Below are 19,280 nucleotides of genomic sequence, written 5' to 3' on the forward strand. Positions count from 1 at the left end.
AAGATAAATTGGTGCGGGGGAATGGCGTTTCTATCCACGCCCTCTGAGAGAGGGCGGCTTGCCCATGCGGAACCACTTGCCGGTGCGCAACTCATTTCAATCCGCGTCCTCCATCAGCTCCCGGACGTCCCGAATGTCATTTCTACCCACGTCCTCCCTGAGGGGGACGACCATAGGTCCCGGTCTTCTGCTTGCGCTGCTCATCATTTCTATCCGCGTCCTCCCTGAGAAGGACGACGTTCGGTGGTGTTGCTCCGCAGGCACTCCATGACATTTCTATCCACGTTCTCCGGGCGGAGAACGGCGCAATCAGCGGCTGTGCAGTCTCATCCCGGCAGCGCCGGGCCCCGTCGCCCGGGATGCCCCGCAGTGTTTTCTGCGGTCCGCGGACGCTCCATGCAGGCCAGGGCCCACTGCCGCCGGCAGAAGGAGAAGTGCTGGATGCCGGACATCTGCAGGTAGCCGTCAGGACTCGTCATAGACTTCGGCCGCCAGACCGGGCAGCTCGCCGCAGGTGATGGCGTAGTCCTGGATATCCCGGAGGAGATCGGTCTTTTTCTCCACGTGGAGCAGCCGGTGCACCTTGGCGGAGGGATACTGGCCGCTCTTGCAGTTGTGCTGCCACCAGTAGAGCCGCAGGACCTCCATGCTGCCGTCGGGCCGGGCGGAAGAGGCGTCGTTTTCAAAGAGGGTGCGCAGGGCTTCCTTCAGGAGGTCGGCGTCCCCGGCGGTGAAGCCGGTCTTTTCGGCCAGCTGGCAGTTGATGCTGCCGAAGGTGGTGTAGACGGCAAAGCCCACCCGGTGCCTGGTGCCCATGGTATCGCTGGATTTCTTGTCGCCGGTGACGCTGTTGACGCTCTTGGTGATCTGCAGGCTGTCAATGCTGATGGGGTCTACGCTGAACGCGGGGTGGATGGATACGGGTCCCCGGATGCCCACGGATACGCCGTCGTCCTTGCCTTTGAAGGCGAACACCTGCCCAAAACTGCGCACATCCATCCAGGTCTCGCAGGCGGCCCTGGCGTATGCCTCCCGGTCCTTGGCCTTCAGGGCGCCGGCCAGGGCGGGGCAGGCGTCGGCCCGGTCCTTCAGGCTGCGGAAGTCGTCGTTGCGCCGGTCGTCCGACTGGACGAACACGCTGGCGCCCAGATCCATCAGCCGGTTGCGGATCTTCCGCTTGAGGCAGACGTCGGAGATCTCGCCGTAGCCTTCGTATGTCTCCCGGGGGCGGTTGCCGTTGAGGGGGTCGCCGTTGGGGTTGGCGTGGTGGACCGCGATCACAAGGGCGAAGTCGATCTTATTCTGCAGGGATTCCATGGATATCTCCTCCTCTATTCGTCTGCGTCAGAGACTGCGTCCGCTTTTTTGAAGAATTCTGCCCGCTGGCAGGCGTAGCCCAGCAGGTACAGCTCGGTGAGGGGCTGATCGTTGAACTGGTCCGCCGGAATGCGGGCGATGAGCTGGAGCATCAGGTCGCCGGCATAGGTGGATTTCCGCGCCTTGATCAGACGCTCCAGATAGGGCTCCAGCTGCTTGCGCAGCAGCGCCAGGGTCCTGGCCGGGTGCTGGGTGAAGGCCACCTCATACCGCAGGGCATTGGTGGGGCGGGAGCTCCTGTCGCCAGAGGTGTTGTAGACGGCGTACTGCTCCAGCTGCTCCCCACAGGCCAGGATGCGGCCAAACAGATAGCTGCGGTCGCTGCAGGTTTCATCAAGGGCCATGGTGTATTCCTCCTTCAGGTTCCGGTGGTGGTAGCCGCGCACCAGGGCGCAGGCAATGCTGCGGGTCTTGCTTGCCTCCCAGGGCTCCATGGCGATGCCGTGGGAGGCCCGGCGGACGGCCGACAGCATGATGTCTCTGGGGAAGGGCCTCCCCTCCGTGATGCAGGGCAGCAGCCGCTCCACGGTCTGCTGCCGGAGCTTTTCATCCGCTTTGGCGCCGTAGGCGGCCGCCGCGATGTCTGCCGGTGCGGGCGCGCCCTCAAAGACAAGAGGGAGCAGGACCTTTTTCCCGTTTTCCCGGGTCTGCAGCTTGCGGTAATGCAGCGCCCAGGCAAAGGACCTGTGCCAGTCCGCGATGTGGTCCATCAGGCGGGAGCCCTGGAGCTCCCTGTAGTACCGGATGGACAGCCGGCCCGGCGTGGCGGAATCCAGCACCATCACGCTGACCTGGCTGTGCTCCGGCAGAGCGCGGCGGTATCCCCGGATGGCCTTTTGGAATGCGGCGGCAAAGGCCTCCCGGGTGCGGGGCAGGTCGGCGGCGGCGTCCAAGGGGCTGCCCAGGTCATCGTCATCCAGGTCGCTGCGGCTGGACTGGACAATGTCGCAGGCGTCCCCGGTGACAGGGGGGATGGGCTCGTTCTCGGCGCCCCAGACCAGAATGGCCTGATCGCCGTTCTGAATTCCCTGCCGCCCCACCAGCCACCGCAGGGCGCTGTGGGCCTTCTGGGTGGTCTCATACCCGATGGAGAGGGCCTCGCCGGCAGTTTCAAACCGGCCTCGGAAGGTGAAATTTGTGTTGTCGTTGCTGGAGATCAGCTTGGCCCGGTCGCCGGCGCTGCGGATCTTATAGGGGCTGAGCAGGGACACGGGCATCTCTCTGCCCTGTACGTAGCAGAAGCCCGTGTCCTTCAGCGTGGACAGGTAGTACCGGGTGTAGCAGTCCCAGACCGCCGGGTTGGAGGAGAGATCGTCCCCGCCCACCTGAAAGCGGACAAAGGCCTCGGACTGGTCTCCGCCTGTGACGGACTGAAAGATAGGGGGCATGTCCTCCTTCGGGCCGGTCCACTTCTTCAGCAGGCGGCCCCCATCGTCAGCGAACAGAATGTGAAAGGACACAAGGTCCCGGACGAGGCAGCCCTGCCTCAGGTAGGCCAGGACCGCCCGTATCCCATCCACCCCGAAGGGGGAGTCGCACCAGGCCTGCAGCTGGGCGAGGTACTCCGTCCACATGGGCTTTTTGGCGCCGCCGCAGGCGGCGTAGTCTCCCGCCACGTACCGCAGCTTGTCCGCCAGCGGGTGGGGCACCGGCCCGGATGTGCGGGCGGCGGACGCCTCGGTGCAGGGGATGACGGTGGTCATCTCGTCGGAGCGGAGCACACGGGCGGAGAGAAACGTGCCGCCGGGGGAGAGGCTGACCTCCACGTTGACCTTCTGGGTGGTGTGGGCCACCGGCAGCAGCATGGGGGCGTCCCAGCCGAAGCGGAGAGAGGCGGAGGGCTTGCCCACCTGGGACAGATTCTTTTCGTAGGTCTGATAGCACCGGTCAAGCCAGCCCATCCCGGGTCACCTCCTGATACAGCGCGTCGCAGCCCTGCACGTTCTGGCCCAGCGCAAAGGACTTGGGCCGCTGCCTGTGGATGGGCCGGATGACGGGGCACTCCTCCGGCCGGATGAACCGGATCACCCCGTCCTCCATGACGGGCCGCCACAGGCGCTGGCTCATCCGGCCGCTGCCGTCCTCGTCGGCATAGGTGATGCCGTGGACCATGAGCCCGAAGGGCACGGCCGGCGTGCCGTCGTAAGCGCCGGGGCCCTCGTGAAATTCACAGGGCTCCACGTAGCCCTGGCACTCCCGGGTGCCCAGGAAAATGTCACGCCGGCCGCCCCACTCCAGCATGCGCTTGGCGATGAAATAGTGCTTGTGCTCGTTGCGGTCGCCGGCCAGGTCGGGCCGGTGGGGGTTCCACTCGAAGTGGGCCTGGATCTGATAGGATACGTTGACCAGATAGGTGTAGATGGACAGGTCGTTGGTGCCGTTGTTGTACCGGATGGGCCGGATGCCCTTGGACTCGGTCTCGATGGGGTTCATGACGCGGACGGCGTCGGGCACCCAGAGGAAGGACGGCTTCCAATAGACGCTCTCCAGAATCCCCTTGATCGCCTGGTAGGTGGGGATGGGATAGCTGAACTTCTCGCCGCCCACCCGGGTGATGGGGTCGCTGAACAGGGCGTAGCGGCCCCAGACGTGGAGCGAAATGGTGTTGCTGTACTGCAAGAGCAATTCCTCCTCTCTGAAAATTCCTGCCGTGTCATAGGACGAGAGCGGCCATGCCGCCGGGTGTGAACGAGAGCCCCTTGTGGGCGCTGTCGTAATAGGGCTCCCGGAGGGCGAGGGCCGCGCCGTCCAGGACCGGATAGAGCGCGGTCCCCAGGCGCTGGCACTGGCTGGGGCTGAGGGAGACGGTATAGGGCTGCAGTTCCCGCAGCAGGGACGGGGTCCCGCCGGCGGACTGAAGCCGGAGCAGCTTGCCCTTTCCACCGCCGTAGGGCACCAGCACCGGGACGGTTTCGTCGGGGATGGCCTCAAAGGCGGCCTCCGCCGTGCCGAAGGCCTGGCAGAGGTCTTTGAGACGTTCCGGTCGCCGCCCCTGCTCCAGGAAGGCCTGGACGCCCCGGAGATTGGAGCTGAGCAGGTCCACCATGGTGGTGGCGGCACAGCCGCCGGGGGAGACGGGATACTGCATGTCCAGCCGGCGCCTGGGGCCGCTGTAGCAGCGCTGGTAGTACATCTGGATGACCTGGGGAGAGAGCAGGTCCGCGCCGGGCGGCAGCTGGGCCAGCAGTGCGCGGGTGATCTCTCTGCCGTCATGGATTTCCGGCAGGGCGTCCAGATACTCCCCCGCACATTCAATCAGATAGACCGGGCGGCAGCCGTCGTCACCGTGGCGGTTGCAGCGGCCCGCGGCCTGGACGATGCTGGGCAGGCCGGTCAGGTCCCGGACCACGCAGTCAAAGCTCAGGTCCACCCCCGCCTCGATGAGCTGGGTGCTGATGCACACAAGGGGCAGGCCGTCGCCCAGCCGCCGGGTGACCTGGGCCAGAACATCATCCCGGTGCTGCTGGCAGAGATAGGTGGTGAGGCAGAACAGAGGACAGTCCGGCGGCATCAGGGGGGCCAGGGCGTCAAAGAGCCGGTTGACCGTCCCCTTGGTGTTGAGGACCACCAGAATGCTCCGGTTTTCCCTCAGCAGACCGGCCACAAAGTCCGCAATGGCAGGGAGGAGCTGCTCTCCCTGGACTGCCGGGGGGATGACCCTGGTCCGCCTGAACTGCTGGAACCGGGCCTGATAGTCGGGCACCAGGTCTCTGTCGGGGGAGAACTGAAGGGGATAGGGGACCTGGGTCAGGTCGGGCTGGGTGGCGGTGCACAGGAGGACAGTACAGCCGAACAGATGGGGCAGGGTGTTCAGGGCCAGGGTGAGCAGGCAGGTATGCCGCAGGGGCAGGGCCTGGACCTCGTCCAGCAGGAGCACCGAACCGGCCAGGGCGGCCAGCCGCCGCACGTTCTGCCGGGGCGCGGCGAACAGGGCGTCCAGCAGCTGGACCATGGTGGTGCAGATCACCGGCGAACCCTGCCAGCGCTGGCTGAGGGCGAGCCACCGCTCCCGCTGGTCCTGCTGGTCCGGCTCAAACAGAACGTCGGAGTGGTGCTCCAGGACGTACTCCGCCCCCAGGGCCCTGCGGATGTTGTCGGCATTTTGCCGGGTGATGGACTTATAGGGGGCAAAGTAGAACAGCCGCCGGGCGTTCTGCCGCCGGGCCGTCTCCACGCAGAACCGCAGGGCGGAATAGGTCTTGCCACCGCCGGTGGGGACGCACAGCCGGTAGATGCCGGCCGGAAGATGCTCTGCGGCGGCCAGGCATTGGCCGGAGATCTCCTGCCGCAGCAGGTCAATGGGCCGCCGCGCCTCCATGGAGCGGATAAAGCGCTCCATCCGGCCGGAGAGCAGGTCCCAGGTTGCCTGGCGCTGGCGGTCGGAGGGAAAGGGGGGAAGGGGCGTCCGGCCCATAAAGCTGGCCGTATCGGTCCAGTCGGCGTCCACCAAGGCGCTGAAGAGAAACCGCTGGGCCAGCCCCAGGCCGAACTGGAGGGCATCCTGGCGTTGCTGCCTATCCTCTCCCTTTGGAAGGATGGTTTTGGACCTTTTGTAGAGCGCGGCCACCTCCAGGGCGGCCGCCTGGATGAGGGATTCCATTTCCTGCCTGGTGCAGCAGTCGGAGAAGAAGGCGTCCACGCTCTCGCCGTAGAGGGCCTGGGCCTGCCGGGTGTCCATCCGCTCCAGCCAGGGCCGGCTGCCGTCGGGCGACAGATAGTCGCAGCGGCCGCTGTGATGGCAGCCAATGGCCAGGGCGGCCATCTGCCCGGCCAGCCGGACGGAGTCGCTCTGTCCGGCGGTCTGCTCCCAGAGCCACCGCATACCGGCGGCGGAGTGGTTGGGCTTTTCCCCGGTCTGCTGCCGGATGTGTTCCTGGACGGGCTGGGCGGCCTCGCCCATGTCGTGGAGCCAGCCGGTCAGCGCGCCCAGCTTTTCCAGGCCCAGCGGGCGGCAGATGGCGGCGCAGAGCCGGGCGGTATTCCGGCTGTGCTCCGCCAGGGTCTGGACGAGGGGCGGCTGGCTGCCGTCCGGGCTGGTGATGGTATGAGCGATCAGATGTGTCTTCATGTTTCACCTTTTATGAAGCGGGGGACAGCGGATGGATTATTTCGACGATCAGAGTAATACAAGATGAGGGATATAAAACGGACTTTTATTGCAGGGGGAGAAAAACGTCGCAATCCACAATACAGGGACGGATTTTTTGTGGATTTTTCCTGTGCTGTACGCGGGAGGGATGTGAAAAGAGGCCGGCGGCTTTCACGAAGGAAAGCCGCCGGCCTTGCTGTACGGAAATACCGGGCGGATTATCTTGAAACTTGAAAGATCTTATGTCAGGCGCTGTTCTGCCGTCAGGCGGATGCCGGAGATGGGCGGGGAATTCAGGGCGCTGCCTCACCGTCCTCGCTCAGGCCCATCTCGTCCATGGCGTGTCGCATATGGATGGCCATGGCGTGGCGGGCGCCCTCCTCATCCCCCCGGGCGAAGAACTCCAGCAGCAGCGCGTGGTCCCGCAGGGTGTCTGCTGCCAGCCGCTCCGCCTCCTCTCCGGCCTCCACCGCAGTGGCCACCGCCCGCTGGATGAGGGGGAGAAGGCGCACCATAAACTCGTTGTGGGTGGCCCGGACAATGGCGGCGTGAAAGGCGGCGTCGGCCCGGGTGCGGTCAGCCCCAGAGCGGATGCAGTCCTCCACTTCCTTTCCTCTGGCCAGAATGTCCGCCCGCTCCTCCGTGGTGGCCCGGCGGCAGGCCAGCATGGCCGCCTGGGGCTCAAAGATGCTCCGCAGCTCGAACAGGTCCCGCAGCTGGCCCTTCACCCGGCGCAGACCGGAAAAGCCGAAGTCGTCGATGTCCTCCACCCGGGCGGACACAAAGGTGCCCTTGCCCCGGCGCACCTCCAGCACCCCCTGGGCCACCAGCATCCGCACCGCCTCCCGCAGGGTGGTGCGGCTCACCCCCAGCTCCCGGGACAGGTCCAGCTCATTGGGCAGCTTATCCCCGGGGGCCAGGCCGCCCTCTGTCACGATCCTTCCATACAGCCGCTGGGCCGTCTGCTGGGTCAGGCTCTGTTTTTCCATTCAAACATCCTCCCCGGACTTGACATTGTTTTCTCTATCATATAATATGTAGTCATACAATGCAAGCGTCATCATACAACGGTGACGAATTTAATAAGGAGGACTCTGCCATGAGAAGCGATAACGTGACAAAAGGTGTGGAGCGCGCCCCCAACCGCTCCCTGTTCTACGCCCTGGGGTACACCAAAGAGGAGCTGGAACGCCCCCTCATCGGCATTGTCTCCTCCCAGAACGAGATCGTCCCCGGCCATATGAACCTGGACAAGATCGTGGAGGCGGTGAAGGCGGGCGTGCGTATGGCGGGGGGAACCCCCATCGTGTTCCCGGCCATCGCCGTGTGCGACGGCATCGCCATGGGCCACATCGGCATGAAGTACTCCTTGGTGACCCGTGACCTGATCGCCGACTCCACCGAGGCCATGGCCCTGGCCCACCAGTTCGACGGCCTGGTCATGGTGCCCAACTGCGACAAGAACGTGCCCGGTCTACTGATGGCCGCCGCCCGGCTCAACATCCCCACCATCTTCTGCTCCGGCGGCCCCATGCTGGCCGGCCGGCTCCAGGACGGCCGCCGCTCCTGCCTGAGCCACATGTTTGAGGCCGTGGGCGCCTACAAGGCGGGCAAGCTGGACGAGGCCGGCGTGGAGGACTACGAGAACAACGCCTGCCCCACCTGCGGCTCCTGCTCGGGCATGTACACCGCCAACTCCATGAACTGCCTCACCGAGGGCATCGGCATGGCCCTGCGGGGCAACGGCACCATCCCCGCCGTCATGTCCGCCCGCCTGCGGCTGGCCAAGCACACCGGCATGCAGATCATGGAGCTGGTGAAGCAGGACATCCGTCCCCGGGACATCATGACCGAGGCCGCCTTCCACAACGCCGAGACCCTGGACATGGCACTGGGCTGCTCCACCAACTCCATGCTCCACCTGCCCGCCATTGCCCACGAGTGCGGCATCGAGCTGGACCTGGAGTACGCCAACCAGATCTCCCGCAAGACTCCCAACCTGTGCCACCTGGCCCCTGCCGGGGACACCTACATCGAGGACCTGGACCGGGCGGGCGGCGTGTACGCCGTCATGAAGGAGCTGACCAAGAAGGACCTGCTGGATACCTCCGTCATGACGGTCACCGGCAAGACGGTGGCCGAGAACCTGGAGGGGGTGGAGAATCTGGACCCGGAGCTCATCCGGCCCATCGACAACCCCTACTCCCCCTACGGCGGCATCGCCGTCCTCAAGGGCAGCCTGGCCCCCGAGGGTTGCGTGGTCAAGCAGTCCGCGGTGGCCGAGGAGATGATGGTCCACACCGGCCCCGCCCGTGTCTTTGACAGCGAGGAGGACGCCATCCAGGCCATCTACCAGGGCAGGATCGTCTCCGGCGACGTGGTGGTCATCCGGTATGAGGGCCCCAAGGGCGGCCCGGGCATGCGGGAGATGCTCAACCCCACCAGCGCCATCGCCGGCATGGGCCTGGACAAGGAGGTGGCCCTCATCACCGACGGCCGCTTCTCCGGCGCCACCCGGGGCGCCTCCATCGGCCACGTCTGTCCCGAGGCGGCCCAGGGCGGCCCCATCGCCTTCGTGGAGGAGGGGGACATGATCGCCATCGACATCCTCAACTGCAAGATCGACCTGCTGGTGGACGAGGACACCCTGGCCCAGCGCAAGGCCAAGTGGGTGTGCCCCGAGCCCAAGGTCAAGACCGGCTATCTGGCCCGGTACGCCAAGCTGGTGACCAGCGCGGCCCGCGGCGCGGTGCTGGAGTAAGAAAAAGTGTATTGCGGCGGGCTCCGTGCTTACGGGGCCCGCCGTTTTCTGTCCCGTTCGGACACCCCCGGCAGAGGGCGGGCTGCTTGCATCACACGGGAAAATTTGCTATGATAAAATAACATATGTAAATTCCAGGCGGTAAAAAGAACGGCGGAGGGGGGTGCGCTGACCGGTGCAACAGAATATGGACCAGTGGTTCACCGATCTCTACCGGCACAACGCGCCCAAAATGGTGCGGTACGCCTACGCCCAGCTGCGGCGGATGGAGATCGCCGAGGAGCTGGTGGAGGACGCCTTTGTGCTGCTGCTGCGCAAACAGGACCAGGTGGCGGAGCACCCCAACCCGTCGGGGTGGCTGTGGAAGACCCTCCAGCACCTGATCCTCACCGAGGTGCGGGCGGCCCGGAACCGGGTGGAGGTGCCGCTGGAGCAGGACTTTGACCTGGCCGCCCCCCAGCGGGAGGAGGAGGCACTGTCGGACGCGCTGCCTGAGGGGCTGACGCCCAGGGAGCGGGAGATTTTGCTCCTGTACTACGAGGAAGAGCTGAGCCACGAGGAGATCGCCCGAAAATTGGACATCTCTGAGCTCAATTCCCGCACCAGGCTCTTCCGGGCCAGGGGACGGTGCCGGGAGCTGATGGAAAAAAACAAAAAAATACCCGCGCCCTGTAACGAAACGCCGCAGTGATGCGATATTCTTTATGAAAGGGGCGCGGAAAGCGCCATATGGCGCTTTTATCGTCTGTTTTTACGGACGATAAGAAGGAGGTGAACAAGGATGCCTGAACAACGGTGGAACGACATGGAGCCGGAGGAGCGGCTCGAGGAGCTCTCCGACTATCTGGACCAGATGGAGGAGGAAGACTTTGACCCCGCGGTGGTGGATCGCTGCCTGGCGGCCATGGAGGACCTGGAGCCGGAGGCATCCGAGTTTGACGCAGAGGAGGCGCTTAGAACCTTCCGCGAGAAGCACAGGGATCTGATCCGGGGAGACAGGGAGCCTGGGCAGGAGCAGCCCGGATTAAAGGTGCTCCCCGGGGCACGCAGGCCCCGGAGACGGCGCCTTGCCGCCCGTATTGCGGCTGTGGCAGCGGTGACGGCTGCCAGCTGCCTGCTGATCTGCCAAGCGGCGGGGATCGACGTGCTGGGCTTCTTCGCCAAATGGGGCCGGGAGGAGTTCTGGTTCCCGGGCACCGGGGCGGCCCAGGTGAGCAGCGCCGCCGTGGAGGGGGACTATGCCACCCTCCAGGACGCGCTGGACGCCAACGGCATCACCGCCCCCATGGCCCCCAACTGGACCCCGGGGGAGGCAGAGGGCTTCGGCACCCTGACTGAGAGCGCCCAGGTGTCTCAGGAGATGCAGTCCACGCTGATCACAGCCCAGTGGCGGGACAGCGCGGGCAAGGGGTACGATGTGGAGATCGTCCGCTATGACCTGGAGAGCGCGTCCACCTCTCTCGCGGCCGCAGGGGAGAGGGACACGGAGCAGTACGTCTGCGACGGCACCTCCTACTATATCATGGACACAGGGGACGGCACGGCCCGGGTCCTGTGGAACCGGGAGGACCTGACCGGCGATCTGGCCGGCGACCTGACGGTGGAGATGGCGGAAGAGCTAGTCCGGTCCATCACCCGGCCGGAGGGAGAGATAGTCTATACAGCCCCCAGCCCGGACTATGTGCCCCTGGGCAACAGCCTCCAGTCCATGCTGACCGCCTACCGTCTGGACGCCCGTCTGGCCCCCACCTGGCGGCCCGCAGGGTTTGAGAAGTGCGACATCAGCGGCGGGACCAGCGGCCTTGACAGCAGGGTGACCACGGTCCACGCGGTCTATGACAACAGCCAGGCCCAAAAGACCCTGGCCATCCACCTGGAGTGGTGGGACGATGAGAGCGCGGTGGAGGCCCCCGTGTTTGCGGATGTCACCGGCGAGGCGGTGTGCTATGTCCACAACGGCGTGGAATTCCGCATCTATGCCTGTGACGGTGGCTATGCGGTGGCCTGGCAGGACGGCCATGTCTCCGGATATATCACCGGCGGCATCACCCTGGAGGAGGCCAAGCGGATGGTGGACTCCATCCCCCGGTGGTCCCAGGAGCGGCCCGAAGCGGAGAACATCGGTCAGGTCATAGAGCCGGACTATCAGTACTACGACAGCCTGGCCGAAGCCCTGGAGGACTATCACCTGGACGCGGGTCTGGTTCCGGCCTGGGTGCCCGATGGCTTTGCGCTGGAAGAGGCGGAGGCCATGGACATGCTGAGCAGCGTGGAGTTTGACGGCGTGTACGTGCGCGGAGAGGAGTACCTGATGGTCCATCTCAGCCTCCTTGAGGACGGGGACGCCGGCCGCACCACGGTGTATATGAAGGACGATCAGCCGGTGACCGAGTATCTCCACAACGGTATCACCTACTACATCATGACCAACGGGGACTGGCGCACCGTGGCCTGGAAGAGCGGCAACATTGAGGGCTCCATCAGCGGCAGCTTTACGCTGGAGGAGGCCAAGCAGATGGTGGACTCCATCACCGCAGGTGCGGAGAGCTGAAATTTTCACATAAAGTAAAAGAAAGGGGTGAGGCGCTATGGGTATCTGGAAAGCAGTGTCTATCGGAAGCCTGGGAGTGGCTCTCTTGCTGGTCGCCATTGCGTTCACAGGAACGGGCATGCTGGAGGTTCTGGCTGCCCTGAACGCCGCCATCGGCATGGGAATCATCGCCCTGCTGGCCGTCATCATTGAAAAGATATCCAAGCCCAAATAACCGCGCTTCACATACGCTTTCACGCCCCCGCCGGTAAACGGCGGGGGCGTTTTTTGTCAGGAGGTCTGTTCCCGCTTCTGGCCGTGTCCCAGCCGGAGGTACCACCGGAGCGCCTCAGTGCTCCGCTCTCGCCGCAGGACGTAAAAGGTGAGAACGGCGTCAGCGGCCACCAGAACGGCGGCGGCGAGGGTGGCCCAGAGCGGGATGGTGGGGAGGAGCACCGAGGCCCAGGGCTGGATCAGGGACATGAGTCCCAGGGCCAGCAGGCCCCACAGCCCGGAGAAGAGCAGGCACACCCGTCCCCCCAGCTGGAGGGGGAGGTGGCTGTAGTCCCAGAAGTCCACTCCGGCGGCGTAGTGGTACACCACGGCCATGGCGTACTCGGCGGCGGTGGCGACCAGGGAGCCGCAGAGAAACAGCAGCAGGGGATTGGCCAGAACAGCGGGGGGCAGCAGCAGGATGAGCACCGCACCCAGGCCGTACACCGGACAGAGGGGGAGGAAGAGGTGGCACTTCCGGTCCCGCTTGGGGTTGCCCGTGGCCCGGGCAAAGAGCACCTCCAGCACGAACCCCACAAAGCTGTACAGCACAAAGTACCAGAACCATTTCGCCATGCCCGCACCTCCGGAAATCAGAAGACTGAATTGCCTTTAGCATGGGGTGAAACAGCCCAAAACATGCGGAAAATTTCTGACAAAAACTGGGCCGTCCGTCCGGTCAGTAGAGTTTGATAGAGCGGAGCGGGAAAAACCACGGAAATTAGTGAAAACACTCCTTGTCCCGGGGTCAAAAATATGATATTATAATCCGAAAAATAAAATGGGGGAAGATGGGCATGCGGCATCTGATTGATTTTGGTGATCTACCTCGAGCGGAATGGGACGCGCTGTACCGGCGCTGCAGCGATATTATTGACCATCCCGCCGATTACATGGACGCCTGTAGGGGAAAGGTGATGGCGAGTCTCTTCTATGAGCCCTCCACCCGGACCAATTTCTCCTTCCAGACGGCTATGCTCCGGGTGGGCGGCTCGGTGTTCGGCTTTGCCGACCCCAAGTCCACCTCCACCGCCAAGGGCGAGACCCTGAAGGACACCATCAAGATGGTCTCCGGCTACGCCGACGTGGTGGTGATGCGGAATCCCCGCGAGGGCGCGGCCAAGGCGGCCTCCCTGTACTCCAACGTGCCTGTGATCAACGCCGGCGACGGCGGGCATATGCACCCCACCCAGACCATGGCCGACCTGACCACCATCACCCGGCTCCACGGCGGCGTGGACGGCCTGTCTGTGGGCCTGTGCGGCGACCTGAAGAATGGCCGCACCGTCCACTCCCTGATCAAGGCAATGGCCAAGTTCAAGGATATCAAGTTTTACCTCATCTCCCCCCGTGAGCTGGCGGTGCCCGAGTATATGCGGGCCTTCATGCGGGAGAACGGCATGTGGTTCGTGGAGGTCACCGGCCTGGAGACCGTCATGCCCCAGCTGGACGTGCTCTATATGACCCGCATCCAGCGGGAGCGCTTTGTGGACCCCCTGGAGTACGAGCGGAACAAGGGCATCTACGTCCTCACCCGCAGCAAGCTGGAGCGGGCCCGGAAGGATCTGCTGGTGATGCATCCCCTGCCCCGTGTGGACGAGATCTCCATCGACGTGGACGACGATCCCCGGGCGGTCTACTTCGAGCAGGCCCGGTACGGCATGTTTGCCCGCATGTCCCTCCTCATCGAGCTGGCCAACCAGCCCCGCATGGACACCGATGCCGTGGAGATCGGCACCCAGCCTGTGTGCCACAACCCCAACTGCATCACCCAGACCGACCACTACCTCCCCCCTCTGGTGAAAAAGAACGGCGGCGTGGACTGCTGCGCCTTCTGTGACGCCCAGCTGTGATAACAGACAAAACAATACGGCTCCCTTCCAAACCGGAAGGGAGCCGTATTGTTATTCTCGGAACGGTTTCAGAACTGGAACACCACGCCGATGACCGCAGCGGCGGCGATGTACACAATGGGGTGGAGCTTTTTGAGGGCCTTGACCTGCATACAGACAAAGACTGCGGCGGCCAGCACCACGCCTTTCCAGTTGATGACGGCGGTGAGGGAGTTCCAGCCGGTCCAGGCCACGCCGGTGAGCAGGGCGATCTGGGCCACCGACAGCCCGGCGGCGGCGATCAGGCCGGTGGAGGCGGGGCGCAGGCCGGAGAACACGCCGTCCACCACCCGGCTCTGGCGGAACTTCTGGAGGAACTTGGCGATGATGAGGATCACCAGGATGGAGGGGGCCACCAGGCCCAGGGTGGCAATGACCGCGCCCACCACGTTTCCGCCAGGCAGGCCGGACTGGCCGCCCACAGTGAAGCCCACATAGGTGGCCATGTTGATGCCCATAGCGCCGGGGGTGGACTCGGACACGGCCACCATGTTGGCCAGGTCGGCGGCGGAGAACCAGCCGCTCACCTCGCCCAGGTGGCGCAGGAAGGGCAGGGTGGCCAGGCCGCCGCCCACGGAGAAAAGCCCCACCTTGAAGAACTCATAGAACAGCCGGAGAAAAATCATTTCGCCGCCTCCTCTCCCCGCTTCAGGTAGCGGATGCAGGAGGTGATGGCCAGGCCGCACACGCCGGACAGGATGACCAGCAGCACCGGGGATAGCCCCAGGAAGGCGGACAGCACCAGCACCACCAGGAAGATGACGGCGGACCACCAGTTTACCACAGAACCCTTCGCCAGCTTGATGACGCTGGAGAAGATCAGAGCGCATACGCAGGCCCGGATGCCGGCAAAGGCGTGGATGACCACCGGGAAGTCGGCAAAGTTCTGGAGGAAGGCGGCGATGATGCAGATGATGACGATGGAGGGGAACACCACGCCCAGGGTAGCCAGAACGCCGCCCAGGCACCCGGCCTGGGTGTACCCCACAAAGGTGGCGGTGTTCACCGCAATGATGCCGGGGGTGCACTGTCCCACGGCGTAATAGTCGGCCAGCTGGTCCTCGGTGGCCCAGCCCCGCTTCTCCACCACTTCGCGCTGGAGAATGGGAAGCATGGCGTACCCGCCGCCAAAGGTGCAGGCGCCAAGCTTGGCAAAGGTCAAAAACAGGTCCAAATAGCGGTTCAAAATGCTCAACCTCTTCTGGTATCTATGATTTCCAGCTCACTCGTGGCCCTGATGGCCGCTGTTTCCGTGGCCGTGGTGGCCGCTCTGGCTTTCCGAGCTGCCGGAGCCGGCCTGCTGGCCGTTCTGGCTTCCCGAGCTGCCGGAGCCGGTCTGCTGGCCGTTTCCGCTGCCGGAGCAGCCGCCCTGTTGGCCGCCGCCGGTATCGGAGCCGGACTGCGGTTGACCGGAGCTGCTGGATTGTGATTGGCTTTCCTGACCGGATGAGGTGTAGGGCTCACCGGAGGAGAGAGCGGCGATCCTGGCCCGGATCTCCTTCATGGACATGGCCTGTACCTCCTCCTCGGTAACAGAGGGGTCCAGGGCCTGGAGTTCCAGAAAGGCCTGATACTTTCCCACCGACATGCCAGCGTGGTGTGCCTCCTCCAGATCGCTGCTGCTGCCCTCGTGGCAGTACACCCGGCCGCACCCCTGGGCGCAGGCCTGGGCGGCGGAGAGCATCTGGGCGCTCTTGTCCGGGTCGTCGCAGGCCACAGTGATGGACACGGCGTCGTCAGCCGCCAGATAGGCGGACACGGTCTCGCTGGACAAAATCTCCTCCAACGCCTGGGTATAGGGCTGGAAGGTCACGTCCAGGGAGCTGGCCAGGGCCTCGCCCTCCGGGTTGAAGCCTTTCACTGAGATGACCCGGTCCAGCCGGTTGAGGGACAGCTCCAGAGAGGGGTTCACGTCCACGCTGATGGCGGACACCGGTACCAGCACCGCGTAATAGCTCCCGGCGCCCACCAGCACCAGCAGGCAGGCCGCCGCGGCCGCGATGGTGCGGCGCAGCCGGGCGGCGGGACGCCTCCGGACGGGGGCCTCCTCACCGGCCCGGGCCAGGAAGGCCAGGGTGCGCTCTTTCAGCTCCGCTTCGGCATGGACGCTGTCAAAGGCGGCGTGCAGCTTATCCTCCATGGTCGTCACCTCCCAGCCTGTCTTTCAGCAGCTTTCTGGCCCGGGTGAGGAGGGTGTACACCGTGTTGGGATTCTTGTCCAGAATCCGGCCGATCTCCACGGCGGAGTAGCCCTCGTAGTAGTGGAGATAGACCGGCTCCCGGTACTTTTCCGGCAGAGCGGCCACCGCCTCCAGCACCTCCCGGTGCTCCTCGGGTACGTCGGCGGGGATATCCGCCAGGGCGTGGAGGGGCACTGTCCTGCTGCGGAAAAAGCTCCGCAGCAGGTCCCGGCATGCGTTGAGGGTGACCCGGATGAACCAGGCCTTCTCATGCTCCTCGTTCTCAAACACAGCGGTGCTGAGGACGTATTTCAGAAACACCGTCTGAAACACGTCCTCTGTGTCCGCATGGTTTTTCAGATGGAGCAGACAGATGCGCCGGACCGTATCCCCATACCGGTCGATGGCCCGGCCTGCCTCCGCCTCGCTGCGCATGGACCTCCCCCATTTGAACCGTTTAGCTGTGCCGGCCTCCGTGATGGCCGCCGTGGCCGGAGTCATGGCCACAGCCGGTACCGCAGCCGGTGCCCTGGCAGTTGGTGCCGTAGTTGTCGCACACGCCGTCGTTGTCGGCGTCCACATAGCCCGTGCCGTAGCCGGTGCCGCGGCAGTTGGTGCCGCAGTTGTCGCAGATGCCGTCGTTATTGGCGTCCACAAAGCCCAGGGCGCAGCCGCGGCAATTGGTGCCGCAGTTGTCGCAGATGCCGTCATTGTCGGCGTCCACAAAGCCCAGGGCGCAGCCGCGGCAATTGGTGCCGCAGTTGTCACAGATGCCGTCGTTGTCGGCATCCACATAGCCCGCGCCGCAGCCGGTGCCGCGGCAGTTGGTGCCGTAGTTGTCGCACACGCCGTCATTGTCAGCGTCCACATAGCCCGCGCCGTAGCCGGTACCCTGGCAGTTGGTGCCGTAATTGTCGCAGATACCGTCCCAGTTGGCGCCCGCAAAGCGGCTGCCGTTTCCCCGGCCGGCGGCAAAAGCGCCGACAGTGATTACGGTGAGAACCAATACCACAGTCAGAGTGCCAATCAATACCTTTTTCATCTTCTTGCCCTCCACAATCGTGAGATAACCCTCATGGGGGTTTCAACCATAATACGATTGAGGAAGGACGTTCCATTCATTTTGCGAAAAAATTTTTTCCCGTTATTTTTCTGCCGCCGCCCGGGCCCGAGCAGGGGAGCCATAGGCGGCTGGCAGGGAGAGCCAATATCAGTTCAGGGTCTCAAGCTCCTCCATCCAGAGGCGTGCAGAGGCATCGCTGGGCATCCGCCAGTCGCCGCGGGGGGACAGAGTCACCGAGCCCACCTTGGGGCCGTCGGGCAGGCAGGAGCGCTTGAACTGCTGGGCAAAGAACCGCCGGTAGAAGTTCTTCAGCCACTTGAGGATGACAGACCGGTCGTACCGGTCCCCGAGGGCCTGCTCCGCCAGGCGGAACACCTTCCGGGGCGGGAAGCCCCAGCGGATAATATAGTAGAGGAAGAAGTCGTGGAGCTCATAGGGACCCACCAGGTCCTCGGTGCGCTGGGCGATCTCGCCGCCCACAGCGGGGAGCAGCTCGGGGGACACGGGGGTGTCCAGAATGTCCTCCAGCACGTGGGACAGGCGGGGGTCCTCCGCCACCTTGTCCCCGGCCACAAAGGACACCAGATGGCGCACCAGGGTCTTGGGGATGGAGGCGTTGACGCCGTACATGGACATGTGGTCGCCGTTGTAGGTGGCCCAGCCCAGGGCCAGCTCGCTCAGGTCGCCGGTACCCACCACCAGGCCGCCGCACTGGTTGGCGATGTCCATCAGCACCTGGGTCCGCTCTCTGGCCTGTCCGTTCTCAAAGGTCACGTCGTGGTTGTCCATGGACTGGCCGATGTCCTTGAAGTGCTGCTTCACCGCCTCGCCGATGTCGATGCGCTTCAGGGTGGCCCCCAGCCGTCCGGCCAGCTCCACGGCGTTGTCCCGGGTACGGTCGGTGGTGCCGAAGCAGGGCATGGTCACCGCGATGATGTCCGACGCGGGCCGGTCCAGCAGCTTCATGGCCACGGCGGCGATCAGGATGGCCAGGGTGGAGTCCAGTCCGCCGGACAGGCCCACTACCGCGGCTGCGGCGTGGGTATGCTCCAGCCGGCGCTTCAGGCCCAGGGCGGCGATCTTCAGGATCTCGTCGCACCGCTCGGCCCGGTCCGCGCTGTCCTCGGGCACAAAGGGGGTGGGGGAGAAGCGGCGGGTCAGGCGGGTCTCCTCCGTATCCATGTCAAAGTTGACCCGCCCGATCTCCAGGGCCTCCTTGGAAGCGGTATAGGTGTTCATGCGCCGCCGCTCGTATACCAGACGGTCCACGTCAATCTCGCTGACGGTCAGGCCGCAGGCAAAGCGCCGCTCAGCCAGCAGGGCGCCGTTTTCGGCAATGAGATTGTGGCCGGCAAAGACCATGTCGGTGGTGGACTCGCCCTCACCGGCGTCGGCGTACACATAGCCGCACACCAGCCGGGCGGACTGGCCGGTGACCAGGGCGCGGCGGTACTCCGCCTTGCCCACCACCTCGTCGGAGGCGGACAGGTTGAGCATCACCGTGGCTCCGGCGGCGGAGAGCAGGCCGGAGGGGGGCTGGGTGCCCCACAGGTCCTCGCAGATCTCCACGCCGATGACCAGGTTGGGCATGGACTGGCAGCCGAAGAGCTGGCGGGCGCACAGGTCCACATCCTGGCCGCACAGCCTGATATATGCCTCTACGCCCTGACCGGAGGCAAACCATCTGCCCTCGTAGAACTCGCCGTAATTGGGAAGGGCGGTCTTGGGAACCAGGCCCAAAATCTCTCCCTTGTGTATAACCGCCGCGCAGTTATACAGCTTGTTGTCCCATTTGTTCCGCACCGGCAGGCCCAGGGCGGTGACCATGTCCAGGTTCCGGGTGGCCTCCAGCACGGTGGCCAGGGCGTCCTCGGCCCCCTGGAGCAGGGTGTCGTGGAGGAACAGGTCCCCGCAGGTGTACCCGGTAAGGCACAGCTCGGGCAGCACCAGCACCTTGACGCCCTGCTTGGCCGCCTCCCGCATCAGGGTGAAGCAGGCCTCCGCATTGTGGCGGCAGTCGGCCACTTTGATCTGGGGCGTGCCCGCTGCGACTTTGATAAATCCGTCCCGCATGTAAACAACCTCCTTCGAGGAATGATATCCAGTGATTTTAAC

At 64.7% G+C, this 19,280-nt stretch carries 17 protein-coding genes; 5 read left to right on the forward strand and 12 right to left on the reverse strand.

Going from position 1 to position 19,280, the window contains the following annotated elements; translation table 11 throughout:
* Positions 1-465: 465 nt before the first annotated feature.
* From cas7c to WMO64_RS12230, 5 genes are all read right to left on the reverse strand, one after another.
* Positions 466-1,317 (reverse strand): type I-C CRISPR-associated protein Cas7/Csd2, encoded by an 852-nt coding sequence (gene cas7c / locus WMO64_RS12210; RefSeq protein WP_349232166.1) that lies wholly within the window; start codon positions 1,315-1,317, stop codon positions 466-468.
* A 14-nt stretch (positions 1,318-1,331) separates the two neighbouring features.
* Positions 1,332-3,278, reverse strand: a complete 1,947-nt coding sequence (gene cas8c / locus WMO64_RS12215; protein WP_349232167.1) for a type I-C CRISPR-associated protein Cas8c/Csd1 — start codon at positions 3,276-3,278, stop codon at positions 1,332-1,334.
* Entirely contained in the window at positions 3,265-3,996 is a 732-nt protein-coding gene (cas5c, locus tag WMO64_RS12220; RefSeq protein WP_349232168.1) for a type I-C CRISPR-associated protein Cas5c, read from the reverse strand. The genes cas8c and cas5c overlap by 14 nt, the downstream gene beginning before the upstream one ends.
* Before the next feature lie 34 nt (positions 3,997-4,030).
* Complete coding sequence (gene cas3, locus WMO64_RS12225; protein WP_349232169.1) at positions 4,031-6,445, reverse strand: CRISPR-associated helicase Cas3'; 2,415 nt, start codon at positions 6,443-6,445, stop codon at positions 4,031-4,033.
* Positions 6,446-6,759: 314 nt separating this feature from the next.
* Positions 6,760-7,455: a FadR/GntR family transcriptional regulator gene (locus WMO64_RS12230; protein ID WP_349232170.1), complete on the reverse strand. Its 696-nt coding sequence runs from the start codon at positions 7,453-7,455 to the stop codon at positions 6,760-6,762.
* A 110-nt stretch (positions 7,456-7,565) separates the two neighbouring features.
* Between WMO64_RS12230 and ilvD the strand changes: the two genes are divergently transcribed.
* The 4 genes from ilvD (at position 7,566) to WMO64_RS12250 (ending at position 11,992) form a co-directional block, all read left to right on the forward strand.
* A complete protein-coding gene (gene ilvD / locus WMO64_RS12235) occupies positions 7,566-9,227 on the forward strand; it encodes a dihydroxy-acid dehydratase (RefSeq protein WP_349232171.1) in 1,662 nt (553 codons plus the stop codon).
* 175 nt (positions 9,228-9,402) lie between these two features.
* Positions 9,403-9,918: an RNA polymerase sigma factor gene (locus tag WMO64_RS12240; RefSeq protein ID WP_294522845.1), complete on the forward strand. Its 516-nt coding sequence runs from the start codon at positions 9,403-9,405 to the stop codon at positions 9,916-9,918.
* Between the two features lie 90 nt (positions 9,919-10,008).
* The gene (locus tag WMO64_RS12245) at positions 10,009-11,778 is read left to right on the forward strand and encodes a DUF4367 domain-containing protein (RefSeq protein WP_349232172.1); all 1,770 of its coding nucleotides are present in this window, start codon (positions 10,009-10,011) and stop codon (positions 11,776-11,778) included.
* An 85-nt stretch (positions 11,779-11,863) separates the two neighbouring features.
* Positions 11,864-11,992 carry a hypothetical protein gene (locus WMO64_RS12250; protein WP_349232173.1) on the forward strand — a complete coding sequence of 43 codons (129 nt, stop codon included), beginning with the start codon at positions 11,864-11,866 and terminating at the stop codon, positions 11,990-11,992.
* 56 nt (positions 11,993-12,048) lie between these two features.
* Here WMO64_RS12250 and WMO64_RS12255 read toward each other — a convergent pair whose 3' ends face one another.
* Entirely contained in the window at positions 12,049-12,606 is a 558-nt protein-coding gene (locus WMO64_RS12255; RefSeq protein WP_349232174.1) for a putative ABC transporter permease, read from the reverse strand.
* A gap of 221 nt (positions 12,607-12,827) precedes the next feature.
* On the opposite strand from WMO64_RS12255, the gene pyrB reads away from it, so the two are divergent.
* Positions 12,828-13,883: an aspartate carbamoyltransferase gene (gene pyrB / locus WMO64_RS12260; protein WP_294522856.1), complete on the forward strand. Its 1,056-nt coding sequence runs from the start codon at positions 12,828-12,830 to the stop codon at positions 13,881-13,883.
* 68 nt (positions 13,884-13,951) lie between these two features.
* Here the strand turns inward: pyrB and WMO64_RS12265 are convergent, their stop codons facing one another.
* From WMO64_RS12265 to WMO64_RS12290, 6 genes are all read right to left on the reverse strand, one after another.
* Complete coding sequence (locus tag WMO64_RS12265) at positions 13,952-14,548, reverse strand: chromate transporter (protein WP_294522859.1); 597 nt, start codon at positions 14,546-14,548, stop codon at positions 13,952-13,954.
* Complete coding sequence (locus WMO64_RS12270; RefSeq protein ID WP_294522861.1) at positions 14,545-15,108, reverse strand: chromate transporter; 564 nt, start codon at positions 15,106-15,108, stop codon at positions 14,545-14,547. The genes WMO64_RS12265 and WMO64_RS12270 overlap by 4 nt, the downstream gene beginning before the upstream one ends.
* A 36-nt stretch (positions 15,109-15,144) precedes the next feature.
* Positions 15,145-16,062, reverse strand: coding sequence for an anti-sigma-I factor RsgI family protein (locus tag WMO64_RS12275; protein WP_349232175.1), 918 nt, complete (start codon positions 16,060-16,062; stop codon positions 15,145-15,147).
* The gene (locus WMO64_RS12280; RefSeq protein ID WP_294522867.1) at positions 16,052-16,537 is read right to left on the reverse strand and encodes an RNA polymerase sigma factor; all 486 of its coding nucleotides are present in this window, start codon (positions 16,535-16,537) and stop codon (positions 16,052-16,054) included. The genes WMO64_RS12275 and WMO64_RS12280 overlap by 11 nt, the downstream gene beginning before the upstream one ends.
* Before the next feature lie 22 nt (positions 16,538-16,559).
* Entirely contained in the window at positions 16,560-17,144 is a 585-nt protein-coding gene (locus WMO64_RS12285) for a hypothetical protein (protein WP_349232176.1), read from the reverse strand.
* Positions 17,145-17,312: 168 nt separating this feature from the next.
* On the reverse strand, positions 17,313-19,238 hold the full coding sequence (locus WMO64_RS12290) for an NAD(+) synthase (RefSeq protein WP_349232177.1): 1,926 nt from the start codon (positions 19,236-19,238) through the stop codon (positions 17,313-17,315).
* Between the last annotated feature and the right edge of the window lie 42 nt (positions 19,239-19,280).

This window comes from Pseudoflavonifractor intestinihominis (assembly GCF_040096055.1).
GTDB lineage: Bacteria > Bacillota > Clostridia > Oscillospirales > Oscillospiraceae > Pseudoflavonifractor > Pseudoflavonifractor intestinihominis.